Source organism: Pedobacter sp. GR22-6 (assembly GCF_037402555.1).
GTDB lineage: Bacteria > Bacteroidota > Bacteroidia > Sphingobacteriales > Sphingobacteriaceae > Pedobacter.
Map to the genome: position 1 here is coordinate 1,031,130 of NZ_JBBEUC010000003.1, position 17,169 is coordinate 1,048,298.

Genomic DNA, 17,169 nt, shown 5'->3' on the forward strand with positions numbered 1-17,169 from the left:
TACTAATAATATTAGTATTTTTGATAGGTCAATCCTGATAAAATGTTTAGTTCATTCCCAAAAGTTCCTGTGCATTTTTCAGGGCAGACGCTCCGGGAGTTTTGCCACTCAGCATTTCTGCGATCACCTGGATGCGTTCCTCCGGTTTTAATTTCCGGATTCCTGTAGTCGTGCGTTCGCCTTCTTCCTGCTTATAAACGAAATAGTGTGCGTCGCCCTTGGCTGCAATTTGTGGAAGGTGGGTGATGCAGACCACCTGCATATTTTGCTCCAGATCTCCGATCACATTCCCGACACGCAGCGCTGTTTCTCCGGAAATACCTGTATCGATTTCATCAAAGATCAGCGTAGGTAATGCAGTATGTTTCGCCATAATGGATTTGATGGCAAGCATCAGCCGGGAAAGTTCACCTCCGGATGCCACCTTACCTACCGGTGCAGGCGCCTGTCCGCTGTTGGCAGAAAATAGAAGGTTGATCGCATCAATGCCATCTCTGTTGAGTTCTTCCAGCTTCCCTTGCGTAATCTGGATCCTGGCATTTGGCATGCCTACCTGGTTCAATACCTCTTTGACCTGATTCTCAGCCGTTACTATCGCTTTGCTGCGGTTACCGGAAAGCAAGTCCGACTGTTGCTCAAGCTGTTTTCTGATCGCTGAGATCTCCTGGTTCAGCCGTTCTATTTGCTCATCGCTGTTCAGCAGCGAACTGAGGTTGTCCGATAGCTGCTCCTGGATCACCAGTAATTCCTGGATGCCATTCACCCTGTGCTTCTGCTGCAGGCTATAAATCAGGTCCAGGCGGCTGTTGATCTCTTCGATCCTCGATGGATTGAAGACAATGTTTTCCTCAAAACCAACAGTTTCCTGGGCAATATCTTTTAATTCTATTAGTGCGGAACGCAGGCGCTCAGTCAGTGCAGTATAATCGGGATCGAATTTCTCGATGGACTGCAGCTGTACAATAACTTCTTTGAGCATAGGCAATACAGCAGTTTCCTGTTCGCTAAGCAACTGGTAACTATTGACCAGGCTTCTTTTGATGCTTTCTGCATTATTCAGTAGTTCCAGTTCAGCTTCCAGTGATTCCTGCTCTCCGGTTTTCAGTGCGGCCTGTTCCAGTTCGCTGAAAAGAAATTGCTCGTAATCCTGTTTGCTACGGGCTTCGTTTGCGGCTTGCTGCATGGCCTGCAACTGCTGTTGTTTCTTTTTGTAATCTTTGAACAACGAACGGTAGTTGAGGAGTAAATCCTGATGGTCTGCCAGGGTATCTACAACTTCCAGTTGGAAGCCGGCATCGTTTACCGCCAGCGTTGCATGTTGCGAATGGATATCGATCAGCTTTTCCCCAACCTGTTTCATCAGCGAAAGCGCAACAGGGGTATCGTTGATAAAAGCGCGGGACTTTCCGTCTTTCGATATTTCACGTCTGAGTATACCCTCTTCCTGGAAGTCAATTTCATTGTCTTCAAAGAGCGGGCGCATACGCTCTTCAATATGGAAGAAACCTTCTATGATGCACTTCTTATCTTGATTGAAGAAATACTTCGTCTCAGCCCGCTGGCCCAAAATCAGGGACAAAGCCCCCAGCATAATGGATTTACCCGCACCGGTTTCCCCTGTGATGATGTTTAGCCCTTTGTCAAGTTCCAGCTCTACGCTGTCTATCAAAGCGTAATTACGAATAGAAAGTTTCTGTAGCATATACACTGCTAAATTAGGAAAACTTAGGCAATGGCTGATAATACTTGTCAACAAAAAAGAGGCTGAAGGATATGGTCATCCTTCAGCCTCCATGAGGTTTTATCGGTGTGTAAAAATGTATTAAGTTTAATTGGTCTCTATCCTCAGTTCTCTGGGTTCTGCAGATGCTCCCTCCGTTTGATACTGGAAATTGTAGTTGAAGGTATTGTTGTTATTGCTTTTGATCCCTTTTTTCTTTTTGATTTTCTCCAGGTCTTCATCAAATTTCTTTTTTAGTTTTTTATATTCTGGCGAGTTGTGAAATTCTCTTACTTTCTGTATTTGTTCTTTTACCTCAGGAGAAGGATCTTTTAATTTGAACCCGTTTACGACAATACTATTCATTTTCGACAATTCCAACTGCAGGTTCTTCATATCTTCCGATTTGTAGATGTCTGCCTGAATGGCTTTGCTGTTTGCCTTAGCGATCTCCGCGCCCTTGATCCGGACTTCGATGGCACGTTTGGCCGCATCTATCGACTTAGCCTGATTGGCCAATGCTTCTCCACTAATTTTCAATTGATTGACATAAACATCGGCCATATTTGGCGAATGGATAATGATGTTTCCAAGAGAATCTTTATTGATGGATTTAAGCCGGATTGCCATAGTTTTGAAAGCATCACCGAAGTCTGCAGGAAAATAATCCCTGTTGCTGAAAGTCTCCCGGATCACTTCTTTTTTCAGACTGTCGGGCATTTCGTTGATAGAACTGTATTCCTGCTGATTGCCTTGTGCATCAACCGCAACGATCTTAAATTTCTTTTTCTTTTTAGTGGTATCGCAGGGTGCTGCCTGCTGCACTGTAGAAGAACTAAGGTTGATTTGCTGTAGATTCATTTTCAGGCTATTCGACTGAACAGTCTTGGTGACTTTTTTCACTTTAGCTGTTTTTACATCAGCGGCCTTAGTTTTTTCGGGGCTGATCCAGGCGAGTGAGATGACGGTTGCTACGCTGAGCGTGATGGCAAAGAACTGTTGCTTTGCATTCATGTAGTTGGTTTTCATATCTGTGATTCTTTTAATGCGTTGATACAAATGTTGGTTACTGCCGGTTGCCGCCATCGAAAGCGCCGGACTGCTTTTGTCTTTTAAGATTTCAAGTTTGAGCAGGGCATGTGCATAGGTAACGGGAGTTCCGGTGAAGGACAGAACGAGGTCGTCACAGGCATGTTCCCTCTCGATATTGATGAGTTTGCTGCCGAGCCAGATGAAAGGATTGAAGAAAAGCAAGGTCTCTATCCCTGTCTTGATGAGGTTGAGCAAGTAGTCATTTCTGCGGATATGCGAAAGCTCATGGATGAGTATGGCCTCTACCTGTTTGATGTCCAATTGGCTGGCCAGGGCTGCGGGAAATAGGACGATGGGCTTCAGGTATCCGATCACGAGCGGCACATTTACCTGTTCGGAAAGGAAAAAGCCAATCTTACGGCGCAAGTCTAAGCGGGCAACCATGGTCTGGAATACTGTTTGCCATTCTTCAGGAACTGCTTCACGGCTTGCTTTTTTCAGGTTCAAAAGCTTTTTATAGCCTACAGTAAGGATGCAAAGCTGAAACAGCAATCCGGCAGCATATAGTGCTACCAAGTAAGGGAAAAGCTGTTCCGCCCTATGGTATAGCCCCTCACTGATATTGATCAGCTGTGCTGTTTCACTAATTCTGAAGTTTTCAGCAGCTGCTATGCCAACAGGAGCAGGAGAGCTGGGGAGCTTAAACAGCGAGAAAAAGGTGATGCAAAATCCCGCGAAAGTAAGGCACATTGCGGCATAAGCCATATTGTGCTTCATACCGGCACTTTTTTTCGGTAAGACACTAAGGGCCAGCAAGAGGATGCCGTATACCACAGCGCCTTGCCAAAGGGAGTGAAAGATGCTCCAGCCAATGGCTTTGATCAGGTTATTTAGAATTGCTTCCATGATTTTATTTTTTGCTTAGTTCATCAAGATATTTTTTTATGGAATCGATCTCGTCTTTGCTCGCACTATGGTTGCCTAAAGCCTGCATCACCAGCCTGGCTGCAGAGCCATTGAATACATTGTCTATCATTTTACTGACCAGCTGCTGTTGCGTTTTTTGCTGGTTCACCAATGCACGGTAGATATGGGTTTTGGAAGAAGTGTCCCTGGATACCAAACCTTTTTCATGCATGATCTGCATCAGTTTCAATGTAGTGGTATAACCCGCCTCTTTGCTTTTCTCTAAAATTTCATGAACATCCCTTACGGTACAATCTCCCTTTTCCCATAAGATCTGGAGGATCTCCATCTCACTTTCCGTAGGTTTAGTCTGATGTGGTGTTGACATATATTGATATACGAATTGTTTCGTAATCAAATGTACGAATGTATTCGTATAAACAAAATATTTTTAACAAATTTTAACGGATTTTAGATAAGGTGTTGTTTTCTAGTTATTTCAGAGGAATGTTAAGCTGTTTCAGTGCTTCGTACTTGTTGAGGTTGGCCGGGTCAATCTGGGAAAGCAGGTTGTAAGCTTTGACCGCATCGGAGGGATCTCCTGTGGCGATAGAGAATACATTGACGATTTCATCGGCCTTACTTGCAAAATAGAAATTGGGGAATATAGAGCCCACTTTTTGCTTGTCCATGGTTTTTAAGCCCGAAAGCAGGTTGAGCATCTTTTTAACACCACGCCCAGCATTATCCTGCAGCCTGTCCAGACCGTTGTAATGATAATCGTAGATGAAACTCCGGAGCTCTTCAAAGCCTTTGTTGAGCAGGTTCTCATTCAGCCAGTAACGGTTGCGCAGACCATCAATTGCTTTCCAGCCTTTATTCCCGGAAGTCTGGGCATTGTTTACCACGTTTAACGCTTTTTTAAAATAGGGGGTACCGCCCAGGCTACTGAAACTGTCTTTGTCCAGGCCAATGATGGTGTAGGCATAGAAACCCAGCAGGGAGCTGAGGTTGGAAATGAAGTTTTGGTCGGAGAAATCAAGCGATTGTCCTTCTGTATAATTGAAGTCAAAGTCTTTGTCGCTCAGGTTCAGTAAAGTACTGTTATAAGAGCTGCCGTACACAGGCCTGCTCGACTGCAACTGGGCTTCTGCTTTATAATTCGAATTGCCGTCCCATTCGGTGATGGTGATTACAAAATTACACTCAATGCGCTCCTGCGGGGCATAACTTTCATTAGACCACTTATTGTTGTTCAGGAATTCCCTGATGTTGGTCTGTAGCACTTCAATATTCCTTTTGTCTATATTGGGTACAGAAGGAGCTTGCACTTGTACCCTTGCATTGAGTTCCTGTGCCTGGATAGTACCTGAACAGATCAGTAGAAAGATCAGAAATAAGCAGTAGCGTTTCATGCTTGGTTAGAGGAGCTTTAAGATTTCAAGGCAAATGTCTTTGGCAACTTCGCTTTTCGACTTCATTTCGAAGACGGTTTTCTCTGATGCCTGATTAAAGATAGTGATTTTATTGGTATCCATCTTAAAACCTGCGCCTTTATCATTTAAAGAATTGAGGACAATGAGGTCCAGGTTTTTCTTGATCAGTTTTGCTTTGGCATGCACTTCTTCGTTTTCAGTCTCCAGGGCAAAACCCACCAGGATCTGTTGTGCTGTTTTTAGCTTACCCAGACTGGCCAGTATATCGGTTGTTTTTTTGAGCTGAAGCTGGAACTGTTCTTCTGATTTCTTTATTTTTTGCGCTGCTGCCTGAACGGGCGTATAGTCGGCTACAGCAGCACTCATCACTGTGATTTTTGCTTCACTGAATTCCCTGAGACAGGCATCCAGCATATCAGCGGCACTCAGTACATCAATCCTTCTCAATTGCTGTGCGCTCTTTTCTGCAGTGGGACCAGTAATCAGCGTCACTTCGGCACCCATTGCAGCAAACTGATTGGCAATGGCGAAACCCATTTTACCGGAGGAATGATTACCGATGAACCGTACCGGGTCTATCGCTTCGTAAGTTGGCCCTGCAGTGACCAGTACTTTCGTACCCAATAAAGGCAGTCCTTTTTTGATCAGTTGTTCTAAAAATACCAGGATTTCTTCCGGTTCGGCCATGCGCCCCTGTCCATGTAAGCCACTGGCGAGTTCACCTGTGCCCGGAGCGATGAGGATATTGCCATAGGAGAGGAGCTGTGACACGTTTTGCTGTGTGCTTTCATGCGCCCACATGTCCAGATCCATTGCTGGTGCAAACAATACAGGGCATTTTGCAGAAAGATATACTGCAGTGAGCAGGTTATCACAAAGGCCTTTGGCCATTTTAGCAATAGTGTTGGCACTTGCAGGGGCGACCAGCAGGTAATCTGCCCAGAGGCCAAGTTCTACATGGTTGCTCCATACCCCGGTTTCTTCTTCAAAGTACTGGGTATATACAGGATTTTTAGAAAGTGTAGCGAGTGTGAGCGGTGTGATGAAATTCGCCGCATCGGACGTAAGGATAACTTTAACGTTTGCGCCAGCCTTTACCAGTAATCTTACCAGTGTGGCCGCTTTATAGGCTGCAATGCTGCCGCAAACGCCAAGAATGATGTTTTTATCTTTGAGCATGGTTTTCCCTATGCCAAATGTTACTGTTGCTCTTTAGCAGGATTTCTGTGGTAAACCTTGTCGTTCAAAAATTCGTCAATAGCGATCAATGAAGGCTTAGGTAAGCGCTCATAGTGCTTGCTGATTTCGATTTGCTCACGGTTTTCAAAAATCTCTTCCAGATTGTCGTTTGAAGAAGCAAACTCGGCCAGTTTACCGTGCAATTCTTCCTTCATGTTGTTGGAAATCTGATTTGCCCTTTTGGAAATAATGACTAAAGACTCATAAAGATTTCCTGTTTTCTGATCAAGATCATTAACATTTCTGGTAACCGTTGTGTTCGGTATAGTGGGTTTATTAGCATTCATCACTTATTGGGGGTTTTAATTGTAGTCGTTGTTGTGTCTTTTCCTTGTTTGGCCTCTTTTTCAAGTTGTGCCCTGTATTTATCGTAGTCAGCAAGAATGCGCTTCGCATTGGCAATTCCCGCTTCACTGTCTTTTTTCAATCCTTTGGCCTCAGGTAACAGTTTGCTTTCCGGATATTTTTCAACAAACTCATCTGCATAAGCTATAGCCTCATTGAAACGGTCTTCCTGACGGATTTCGTAGCTGTTTTTAGCATAGGCGAATTGTGATTTTACGATTAGCAAATCCATTTCCTCTGCATATTTGATATCCGGGTAATCTACCTGGGCATTCTTCAGTGCCACTACTGCAGCTTTATAATTGGAAATATCGTAGCCACCCAGCTCATAGTACATCTTCGCATTGGCATAAGCCTTGTCTTCCAGTTTCGCACGCAGTAAGCCAATGTACTTACTGGCATCTGCAGCACGCTCACTCTTCGGATAGAAGTTGATGAACAACTGAAGTGCATCAATGGCTTTATAGGTGTTTTCCTGATCCAGACTGGATTTAGGAGAATCGAGATAATAACAATATGCGCTCATGTAGCGGCATTCTTCTGCCCATTTGCTGGTCGGATAGGTATCTGCAAATGTTTTAAATTGATATCTGGCAGTGGTGTAATCTCTTAATTTGTAAAGTGTTAGCGCGTAGTAGTAGTTGAGCTCTTCCGCTTCTTCCCTTCCACGATATTTTTGAGAAAGATCCTCAAAAAGGATCAGTGCCTTTGAATAATTTTTTTTGTTGTAAAGCTTCAGCGCCTCAGCATATTTTTTCTTGACGTCGTTGCTCAGCCTCAGTTTTTCAAACTGGCTTTTACAACCAGCTATAGTCAATACTATGATGGTGAAACTTAATAATAAAACGTGTTTAATTTTAAACATTCTGCAAAGATAAGTTAATAATACGATACCGTCAATTAAAAATAATAGGACGCTAAGCTAGGTAAAGGCCGTCATCCTGTCAAGCTGTTAACATAATTTAACAAATGGCTTTCCCCGGCTTTGCTCAGCTGTTTCTGATAAACAGTTTGGTCGCTATTGTCCTGTTCTCAAATTCGGTGATAGGATACTTGCTTTCCAGAATTTTGAGCAGCATTTCTGTCGCGGCCTGGCCCATTTCAAATGCAGGTTGCCTGACAGAGCTTAGGCGTATTTCAAACAGGTCCAGCACATTGGAATTGCTAAAGCCTGCAAGCGCCAGTTCGTCGGGCACTTTTACATTCAGTTTTTTCAGGATCTCCATGCACCCGATCGAGAGCCTGTCGCCGGCAATAAATATCGCATCTGGTTTTTCCTGCAGCTGAAGAAGGTCCAGCACTGCCCGCTCCGTCTCCTCCGGAAACATGCCGCCATGCTGACAATTTTTGATGTAGTCGGAATGCACAGGAATGTTGTATTTGTTCAGTGCAGCCATATATCCTTCCAGGCGCTCTATGCTGATGGACAAATGCGGCGAACTGGTCAAGTGTGCTATGCGCTTATATCCTGTTTTGATGAGGTGCTCAGTCGCATCAAATGCGCCCTGGAAATTATCGGCCCTTACTTTATGGGTTTCAATCTCATTGGACACCCGGTCAAAAAAGACGATCGGCATCCCCTTGTCGTGAAGTTCTTTCAGATGGGAAATGTCATTCGTTTCTGCCGAGAGCGAAACCAGCAAGCCATCTACAGAGCGGGAGGCCAGGTGCTGCACGTTGATCTTCTCTCTTTCGTAAGATTCGTGGGTCTGACTGATGATAATGTGGTACCCTCTGTCATAAGCAATAGATTCTATCCCGCTGATGGCTTGCGAGAAGTAATGGTTGGCCACTTCGCTGACCACCACCCCGATCGATTTGCTGCGCCGCTCTTTTAAACTCAGTGCATTGGGGTTGGGCTGATAATTGATGCTTTGCGCGTAGTCCAGAACTCTTTTTTTTGTCTTCGAACTGATCTCGTAAGTGTCTCTGAGTGCCCTGGAGACTGTAGAGGTAGAAAGCCCGAGGGCAATAGCAATATCTTTTAAAGTAGGTGGCTCGAACATATGCTGGGCAAATCAATATCTCGTTGTTGATGTAAATAAACAAAAATTAATGCTTGAAAGCTATTTTTATAAGAAAATCGGAAAGGGGATCTGTAAATCGGAAAACCAGTCTTCCTGGTTTCGGCAACGATTGCGTAAATTTAATCTACCTAAAATTACTGCTAGCGAATCCAAATTATTAGGATTGTACTATGAACCGGGTTACCAAATATCAAACGGCGTTATTGCTCTGTGCTTTACTGTTGTTTTCCTTTACAGCAGCACCAAGGCGGATAAAGATTTACCTGATAGGTGATTCGACAATGTCTGTAAAAAGCAAAAACAACTATCCGGAAACAGGCTGGGGTATGCCTTTCGCGGCTTTCTTTGAGGAGAGTGCCCAAGTAGATAACCGCGCGCCGGGAAATCTAAATAACATGCGTGTATGAGAATCAACTTACCAACCCATCCTATCGTACCAGTCATGGTCTTGCTACTATTTACCATACTTGGTATACACGGACAAATTGCCGCGCAGACAAAAAACAGGCCTTCATCCCAAGAAATTGCGACGGCGGCAATGGACGCGGGTACAGACACCAGTGCATTATTTTTAGACGGGGTTTTGGCCGTATGGAGGTATTCGGGGGAGGGTAAATATTTCCATTATGTCCAGCAGCGCATAGACCTCTTGTTAAAGAAAAACGGGCTTACTATCCAGCATGGAACAACTTTGGTTGCCCTATTCCAGGTGACTGGTCAGGAAAAATACCTTAAAGCTGCCGAGGCACTTTGGCAGGAAGCTCAGGGTCAGCCCAGCACACTTCAGGAGCAACCTTTTTACGCGGCTTATGCCGCATTGAGCCACAACGATAAAGCATTGGCTCAGGTTGTTGAGGAATTTCAACGCAGAGAACCGAAGCAAGGGCAGTCGGTATCTGAAAGCGATCACTACGGCCAGACTTTGGTAGATGTATTGGATTATATTCCCGAAATGCAACCGGGACGCTCCAGCTTACTGCAGTTGCTCAATAAATGGGCAGCAGCTAAAAAGCAGGATGACTTATCTGAGCTCCAGGAGTATACACTGGCAAAGGCTGTGCGAAAAGGCTATATGCCAAGATCCTATCCGGAAGCAGTTAGAAAGGGGCCGGACAAAGTTCCGAGGAAATACAGCATCTTGTTTGTTGCGGTAGAGGCAGATATTGCCAATCTGCCAAAATCGGGATTGTGCGATCATGTCCTGCTGGATTCTTATTTCAATAATGAGATTAAAAAGGATCAAAATGGCCACCCGCTGTCCTGGCATTACAAATGGGAGGAGCAAAGCAATGGTGGTTTCTCTGCATGGGCTGGACTTTTTGAAAACACGGGCTTCCGGCCGAAAACTTTACCTGCGGCCCCCACTGCCGCAAACCTGCGCAGTGCCGGCATGTACATCATTGTAGACCCTGATATAGAGAAGGAAAATAAGGAGGCTAAATTCATCCGGGCCGAGCATATTAAAACGATCAGAGATTGGGTAAAGGCAGGCGGAGTGTTGGTCCTGATGGCCAATGATACCGGAAATGTGGAGCTGGATCATTACAATCAGCTGGCCACAACTTTTGGCATCACTTTCAAAAAAGAGAGTAAAGGCAAGGTAACCGGCAATCAGTTTGAAATGGCTAAACTCCTGGTGCCTGCAGGCAATGGGATCTTTAAAACCGCAAAACAGCTGTACATCAAAGAGTATAGTAGTCTAAAGTTGACCGGGCCGGCAAAATCGGTGATCCGCGATAAGGATGGTGATCATGTGATGGCTATAGCAAAATATGGCAAAGGAACTGTTTTTGCCGTCGGAGATCCATGGCTGTATAATGAATATGTAGACGGGAGGAAACTTCCGCCAGATTATGAAAATTTTGAGGCAGCGAGAGAGCTGATTTATTGGCTTGCTGCACAAGTAAAATAGCATACGAATGAAACAAAGAATATTAAAAGTCCACCCCAAGGACAACGTGCTGGTTGCGCTGACGGATCTTGCCGAGGGGGAAGCACTGAGCTACGAAGGGGAGAGTTACTTGCTGAAAACAAATGTGCCGGCAAAACACAAATTTACGACAATGGACCTTGCAGCTGGCGACCAGCTCATCATGTATGGTGTGCTGGTGGGAAAAGCCAATGAAGAAATTCCTGCGGGATCCATTATTACGACGAGAAACATCAAACACGCCGCTACTGAATTCAATACTGGTGATGCTCATCTGGATTGGGAAAAACCTGATGTCAGCAAGTGGGAAGAGCGGACCTTCAATGGTTTCCACCGAAGCGACGGACAGGTGGGCACGGCCAATTACTGGCTGGTCATCCCTATGGTGTTTTGTGAAAACAGAAATCTGGAGGTTTTGCAGGAAGCCCTGATGAATAATTTAGGATACGGCAGAAACGAAACTTATCAATCGCAGGCCCGTGAACTGATTGCGCGCTATGAAGAGGGCGCTAGTGTGAATGACATTTTGAATGCTGAACTCAGCTATACGGAACAGACTGCTAAAAAACAGCGCCTCTTCCCAAATGTAGACGGGATTAAATTCCTGAGCCATACTGGTGGTTGCGGTGGCACGCGGCAGGATTCAGAAACGCTGTGTGGCCTTCTGGCCGGTTACATTACCCACCCCAATGTAGCAGGAGCAACGGTGTTGAGTCTCGGCTGTCAGAATGCCCAGCTGAGCATCCTTCAGGAGGAAATCGAAAGAAGAAGCCGCGATTTTGATAAGCCGCTTTACATCCTCGATCAGCAGACGATCGGCAAAGAATCTGAATTGCTGAGTCAAGCCATTAAACAGACTTTTGCAGGACTCATTCAGGCGAATGCCCATGAACGGAAACCGGCACCGCTCAGTAAACTTTGTATCGGACTGGAATGCGGTGGCTCCGATGGTTTTTCAGGGATATCTGCCAACCCCGCAATCGGCTATGCTTCAGATGTGCTGGTCGCCCTGGGCGGATCGGTCATCCTGGCGGAATTTCCTGAACTCTGCGGCGTGGAACAAAACCTCAGCGACCGCTGTCTGGACAAGGAAGATGCCCTGCGTTTCGAGCAACTCATGAAAACCTACAGCAAAAGGGCTACCGAGGCGGGTTCCGGGTTCGACATGAACCCTTCTCCCGGCAACATCAAAGATGGCCTGATCACTGATGCGATCAAATCTGCAGGTGCTGCCAAAAAAGGAGGCACCTCGCCGGTAGTAGCGGTGCTGGACTATCCGGAGAAGGTCAGTAAGGCAGGACTCAATCTGCTATGCACACCCGGCAATGATGTAGAGTCTACCACCGCGGAAGTAGGTTCAGGTGCAAATATTGTGCTTTTCACTACAGGATTGGGCACGCCTACCGGCAATCCGATCGCTCCGGTAGTCAAGATTTCCAGCAATACGAAGTTGTTTCAAAAGATGAGCGACATCATAGACCTGGATACCGGTTCCATTATAGAAGGAGAGGAAAGCATAGAAGAAGCAGGAAGCAGGATCCTGGATTATGTGATCGGTGTAGCCAGTGGTACCATCACTGTGAGTGCAGTCCGCCACATTCAGGACGATTTTATTCCTTGGAAAAGAGGGGTTTCTCTATAGTCTCTATAGAATGCCCAATACTATATATATAAGACATGAAGAATTTTTTAGACGACAACTTTCTGCTCGAAAGCAAAACTGCAGAAACACTATACCATAAATATGCAAAGCAAATGCCGGTGATCGATTACCACAACCATTTGCTGCCTGAGCAGATTGCCAACGACATCAATTTTGAAAACATTACCCAGGTTTGGTTGTACGGCGATCATTATAAATGGCGGGCCATGCGTGCCAACGGGATAGACGAATATTACATTACCGGAGGAGCTACAGATCTGGAGAAATTCCAAAAATGGGCAGAGACCGTTCCCTATACCTTAAGGAACCCACTATACCATTGGACGCACCTGGAGCTTCAGCGTTATTTCGATATCCATGAGATTCTTTCCCCGGAAAATGCGGAACGCATCTATCATGAATGTACGGCGAAACTGCAGACCCCGGAATATTCTGTACAAAACCTGCTTCGTAAAATGAATGTAGAAAGCCTTTGTACTACAGATGACCCACTTGATAATTTGGCGTATCACCAGCAGATTAAGAATGATGGTACAGACATTAAAGTTTACCCGGCCTTCAGGCCTGATAAGGCCATGAATGCCGATGACCTGCCTGGACTCAATAAATATATCGATAGGTTAGGCCTGATTTCCGGAGACAGCATAGACGATTATGATAGTTATCTGGCTTCGCTAAAAAGGCGTCACGATTACTTTGCAGCCAATGGGTGTAAAGTATCTGACCATGGTCTGGAACAAATCTATGCCGAAGACTATACCCTGGATGAAGTAAGGGGAATCTTCAACAAGATCAGGTCCAACGCAGCCTTGAGCCCCGCTGAAGTTTTGCAGTTCAAATCTGCGCTACTTTTCGAATTTGCAATCTGGGACCATGAAAAAGGCTGGGTACAACAATTCCACCTCGGCGCACTCAGAAATAATAATGCAAGGCTATTGTCGCAGTTGGGACCGGACACTGGCTTCGATTCCATTGGCGATTTCAGTCAGGCAGCACAACTTTCCCGCTTCCTGAACAAACTCGACGCCGGCAATCAGCTGACCAAAACCATTCTTTACAACCTGAATCCTGCCGATAACGAGATCATGGCCACCATGATCGGAAATTTCAGCGATGGAACTGTAGCCGGTAAAGTACAATGGGGTTCCGGATGGTGGTTTCTGGATCAGAAGGACGGCATGATCAAACAGCTCAATGCCTTATCCAATATGGGTTTGCTAAGCAGATTTGTAGGCATGCTTACCGATTCCAGAAGTTTCCTTTCCTTTCCAAGGCACGAATATTTCCGTCGGATTCTTTGCAATCTCTTTGGAGAAGACGTAGAAAAAGGGGAATTGCCCAATCAGGAAGCCTGGATCGGTAAGGTGGTACAGGGAATCTGCTATGAAAATGCCAAAGCGTATTTCAATTTCGATAAAGTGTAGCAAAGCTTTAAATTTTCGCTCTGAAATCGTTGCAGTTTAGCCTCTGCAGCGATTTTATTATTGATAACCTTTGCATCCTATTTTTTGTAAAATATTTGGAATAGTCATAGGAAGCATTACTTTTGTGCTGTACTAGATGTCTAGTACAGTAGGTTTTAACGCTTATGATAGAAATTACCAATCTCAGCTTTGGTTACAGCAAAAAAAGAATGCTGTTCAAAGACCTCAATCTTCAACTTCAGCGGGGCCATATTTATGGACTGCTCGGTAAAAATGGAGCAGGAAAATCAACCTTGTTGAAAAACATCGCAGGGCTCGTGCTTCCAAAAGCGGGCTTTTGCAAAGTAAATGGACAACGGTCTGCACAAAGAGTTCCTTCCTTTCTTCAGGAATTGTTTTTCATACCAGAGGACCTCTACCTCCCACAGGTGAGTGCAGCCCAGTTTGTGAAAGGCACCGGACATTTTTATCCAAGGTTCGATGAAAAGCAATTTTACCAGATGCTCTCTGATTTTGAAGTAGATGTTCATAGCGCTTTAAGCAAACTGTCTTTCGGTCAGCAAAAGAAGGTACTCATCGCATTCGGATTGGCTACCAACACATCGTTGCTGATTATGGATGAGCCAACCAACGGATTGGATATTCCTTCAAAGATCCAATTTCGCAAAGTCATTGCAGCTGCGCTCACAGAGGAGCGCTGTATCATCATCTCTACGCACCAGGTGCGCGATCTTGATAGTCTGATCGACACACTGTTAGTTTTAGATCAGCAGCAAATCATGTTAAATAAAAGTCTGGATGATATCCTGGAAAAAATTCAATTTGTATCTGCTTCACAAACGGAAAATTTGGAACCGCTCTATCAGGAAGCTCAGACGATGGGTATAAATAGTATTATCGCCACTGAGGGCGAAGGCTATGGAAAAGTAGATATGGAATTGCTGTTCAATGCCATTATCAGTAAGAATTCTTCGGTATTAACGCTTTTAAAATAATCTTTATGAATAATGTATTCAATGCCAACCGGTTTACACAACTCTTTATACGCCATACGTTGGTCTATTATAAAGCCTATTTAATGTCCTTTGTCGTGTTGATGGGGGTACTTTCCCTGATCATGGGTTACGTATTTTACCTGAATAAGGGGAATGTGAACCCAGCGGCTCAATTCGTTTACTTTGTGACCTTTCTTTTTCTAGGGGGGAGCATTTTTACAAGTACCATATTCGTCGAACTGAATGACAAGCGGAGGGCGATTCCCTATCTCATGTTGCCGGCATCAAATTTTGAAAAGTTTTTGCTGTCCTGGATTTATTCTTTCCTCATTTTTCAGTTGTTCTATATAGTGGGCTTTTGCCTGATTGATGCGATGCTTTTAGGAATGGCCAAGCCGATACCACGGGAGCTCGAAATAATGCCCTCTTCTGGTCAGGAACCGCTCCCATATCTATTGGCGTTCACAGCATTTATGTTGCTGCATGCCATTTCTTTTTTCGGTGCTGTTTTTTTTAGAAAAATGCACTTTATCAGGACTGCATTTATCTTATTTGGTTTGCTGATGATACTGATGGTGTTGAATGGATTTTTTCTGGAGTTGTTGATCGGTGTGGATATCACATCTGCAGAACCTTTCGGCTCCTTAAGCTTCATGCAGGGAGATCAGCGACTGGAGCTGCCATCTGTTGCCATCGTAAATATGCGTTATTACCTGATGGGCGCTTTAGCTTTTTTGCTGTGGACTGCAACTTATTTCAAATTAAAGGAGCAAGAGGTGTAATATGGAGTTTAGAAATAAAGAAGCGATTTATCTGCAGATCGCTAATCACGTTGCAGAACAGATTACCTTAGCCAAATGGCCCTTAGAAGAAAAGATTCCCTCTGTTAGGGATCTGGCGGTAGAGCTGCAGGTAAATCCCAATACCGTGGTCCGCGCTTACGAATTTTTGCAAAACAAAGCTGTGATCCTTAATAAACGTGGCATCGGTTTCTTTATAGCTGCCGATGCGAAAGAAAAAATCATGGCATATAATAAGGAGCGCTTCCTTAATCAGGATCTGCCAGAATTTTTCAAACGCATTTACCTATTGGACATTACTATGGAGGATCTCGCAGAACGTTACAAAGCATTTGTGACAAATTATTCATCTAAATAATTGACTATAAACTTAAATCAGAATGAAATCAAGTACCATTATATTGTTGCTGGCTACGGTGCTCTTTATTGGGGCGCTCACAGCTTATAATTTTTCACTTAAAGCTTCTTATAAAACTGGAAAATACAAAGCCCGGTTCCCGGACCATACATTTACGGCCTTGGAGAATATTAGCGTATTGGATATTAAATCGGCAAATCTGATGTTTGTCCGTGTGGAATACGGGACTGAAGAAGGTATTTGGATCAGCAATCGGCAGAAGGATCAGTTAAGTGTGATTCAGGAAGACAGTTTGCTGAGTTTGGATTTCAAAAATGAAGCGTTCAGGCAATCGTCTTCTTATAAGTATGACCAGATTGTAATTGTTGTGAATAGCCTGCAGAAGTTGCACGCCGGTAATCATGTGTTTGCGGATAAACAATTTAAAAATTTCGGAGGCGAATTAGAGGTATTTGGCTTAAATGAAGACAAGCTTGAGTTGCTATTGGAGGGCGAGATGGAGACAAGACTGGGCAATAGTAGATTGGGTACACTGAAGGTATCGCTGGGAGGGGAGAATACTTCTGCCGCGCTTACGATGTTTAAAAAAAATCAGATAGATACCGCTTATTTCAGTGTAAAAGGCCAGAGCTCACTTCAATTGTCCAACGCTGTGATCGCAGTACCACATTATCAACTATCCAAGGATTGTTCTGTCCAGATGTCAGGTGCTCTTTTGCAACAACACAGTCAGTAGTGCGATATGATTAAATAGGATCATCACATTTCACTTGCTTAACCATCATTTTTAAACCGCTCTCCAAGCTGTCTCGGGATTTATACGGATTCCTGGGCAGCTTTTTCTATATAAAAGTATAGTTTAAATACATGGCTCGCGCACAGCTCATCAATAGCTGGACCGTAGCTTGTTCGCAAAAAGTACCTGTTTTGTGGTCCAGGTGTTGAGGAGCTGCGAAGAGGCTACGCCCCAGGCCGGACTTTGGTTGCTTTTTTTTCTGGTATTATTACCCCATTTCTGGATTTATTTGGTCTCTTGTCTTGATTGCTGAGTTTCTGAATAGGGAATGGGTTGTGTTAAGGGTGCGTTAAGGTCTACGTCGTATCTGAGATATACCTGCGATATGTTTGGATCATCCCGGGATATTTCAAGCATGAAGCATACATGTCCATAACACGACGCAACTACGACGCAGACCTTAACCCACCCTTAACGCACCCCTACCGCTGCTTTAAGTCATGCTGACCCTTTTATGGGTATTTTATAACTGCCTTTTTTGGCCTGTACAATTAAGGA

The 17,169-nt window shown here is 44.5% G+C and carries 16 protein-coding genes; 8 read left to right on the top strand and 8 right to left on the bottom strand.

Annotated elements, in window-relative coordinates; all coding sequences use genetic code 11:
• Nucleotides 1–46 precede the first annotated feature (46 nt).
• The 8 genes from recN to WAE59_RS18285 all read right to left on the bottom strand — a co-directional run bounded on the left by recN (nt 47) and on the right by WAE59_RS18285 (nt 8,684).
• Nucleotides 47–1,702 carry a DNA repair protein RecN gene (gene recN / locus WAE59_RS18250; protein ID WP_337857404.1) on the bottom strand — a complete coding sequence of 552 codons (1,656 nt, stop codon included), beginning with the start codon at nt 1,700–1,702 and terminating at the stop codon, nt 47–49.
• Between the two features lie 126 nt (nt 1,703–1,828).
• The gene (locus tag WAE59_RS18255; protein ID WP_337857405.1) at nt 1,829–3,658 is read right to left on the bottom strand and encodes a M56 family metallopeptidase; all 1,830 of its coding nucleotides are present in this window, start codon (nt 3,656–3,658) and stop codon (nt 1,829–1,831) included.
• 4 nt (nt 3,659–3,662) lie between these two features.
• Nucleotides 3,663–4,046, bottom strand: coding sequence for a BlaI/MecI/CopY family transcriptional regulator (locus WAE59_RS18260; protein ID WP_337857406.1), 384 nt, complete (start codon nt 4,044–4,046; stop codon nt 3,663–3,665).
• 106 nt (nt 4,047–4,152) lie between these two features.
• Nucleotides 4,153–5,073 carry a type IX secretion system protein PorD gene (porD, locus tag WAE59_RS18265; RefSeq protein ID WP_337857407.1) on the bottom strand — a complete coding sequence of 307 codons (921 nt, stop codon included), beginning with the start codon at nt 5,071–5,073 and terminating at the stop codon, nt 4,153–4,155.
• Between the two features lie 6 nt (nt 5,074–5,079).
• Nucleotides 5,080–6,273 (bottom strand): bifunctional phosphopantothenoylcysteine decarboxylase/phosphopantothenate--cysteine ligase CoaBC, encoded by a 1,194-nt coding sequence (gene coaBC, locus WAE59_RS18270; RefSeq protein WP_337857408.1) that lies wholly within the window; start codon nt 6,271–6,273, stop codon nt 5,080–5,082.
• A 20-nt stretch (nt 6,274–6,293) separates the two neighbouring features.
• On the bottom strand, nt 6,294–6,620 hold the full coding sequence (locus tag WAE59_RS18275) for a DNA-directed RNA polymerase subunit omega (protein WP_337857409.1): 327 nt from the start codon (nt 6,618–6,620) through the stop codon (nt 6,294–6,296).
• Complete coding sequence (locus tag WAE59_RS18280) at nt 6,620–7,543, bottom strand: outer membrane protein assembly factor BamD (protein ID WP_337857410.1); 924 nt, start codon at nt 7,541–7,543, stop codon at nt 6,620–6,622. Before WAE59_RS18280 ends, WAE59_RS18275 begins: the two co-directional genes overlap by 1 nt.
• 124 nt (nt 7,544–7,667) lie before the next feature.
• Nucleotides 7,668–8,684: a LacI family DNA-binding transcriptional regulator gene (locus tag WAE59_RS18285; RefSeq protein ID WP_337857411.1), complete on the bottom strand. Its 1,017-nt coding sequence runs from the start codon at nt 8,682–8,684 to the stop codon at nt 7,668–7,670.
• 191 nt (nt 8,685–8,875) lie between these two features.
• On the opposite strand from WAE59_RS18285, the gene WAE59_RS18290 reads away from it, so the two are divergent.
• The 8 genes from WAE59_RS18290 (at nt 8,876) to WAE59_RS18325 (ending at nt 16,611) form a co-directional block, all read left to right on the top strand.
• Entirely contained in the window at nt 8,876–9,112 is a 237-nt protein-coding gene (locus tag WAE59_RS18290) for a hypothetical protein (protein WP_337857412.1), read from the top strand.
• The gene (locus tag WAE59_RS18295) at nt 9,109–10,617 is read left to right on the top strand and encodes a DUF4350 domain-containing protein (RefSeq protein ID WP_337857413.1); all 1,509 of its coding nucleotides are present in this window, start codon (nt 9,109–9,111) and stop codon (nt 10,615–10,617) included. Before WAE59_RS18290 ends, WAE59_RS18295 begins: the two co-directional genes overlap by 4 nt.
• A gap of 7 nt (nt 10,618–10,624) precedes the next feature.
• Nucleotides 10,625–12,277, top strand: coding sequence for a UxaA family hydrolase (locus WAE59_RS18300; protein WP_337857414.1), 1,653 nt, complete (start codon nt 10,625–10,627; stop codon nt 12,275–12,277).
• Between the two features lie 35 nt (nt 12,278–12,312).
• Complete coding sequence (gene uxaC, locus WAE59_RS18305) at nt 12,313–13,722, top strand: glucuronate isomerase (protein WP_337857415.1); 1,410 nt, start codon at nt 12,313–12,315, stop codon at nt 13,720–13,722.
• A gap of 164 nt (nt 13,723–13,886) precedes the next feature.
• Entirely contained in the window at nt 13,887–14,717 is an 831-nt protein-coding gene (locus tag WAE59_RS18310) for an ABC transporter ATP-binding protein (protein WP_337857416.1), read from the top strand.
• 5 nt (nt 14,718–14,722) lie between these two features.
• On the top strand, nt 14,723–15,499 hold the full coding sequence (locus WAE59_RS18315; protein WP_337857417.1) for a hypothetical protein: 777 nt from the start codon (nt 14,723–14,725) through the stop codon (nt 15,497–15,499).
• 1 nt (nt 15,500) lies between these two features.
• Complete coding sequence (locus WAE59_RS18320) at nt 15,501–15,875, top strand: GntR family transcriptional regulator (protein WP_337857418.1); 375 nt, start codon at nt 15,501–15,503, stop codon at nt 15,873–15,875.
• Nucleotides 15,876–15,897: 22 nt separating this feature from the next.
• Nucleotides 15,898–16,611 carry a hypothetical protein gene (locus WAE59_RS18325; protein ID WP_337857419.1) on the top strand — a complete coding sequence of 238 codons (714 nt, stop codon included), beginning with the start codon at nt 15,898–15,900 and terminating at the stop codon, nt 16,609–16,611.
• Nucleotides 16,612–17,169 lie beyond the last annotated feature (558 nt).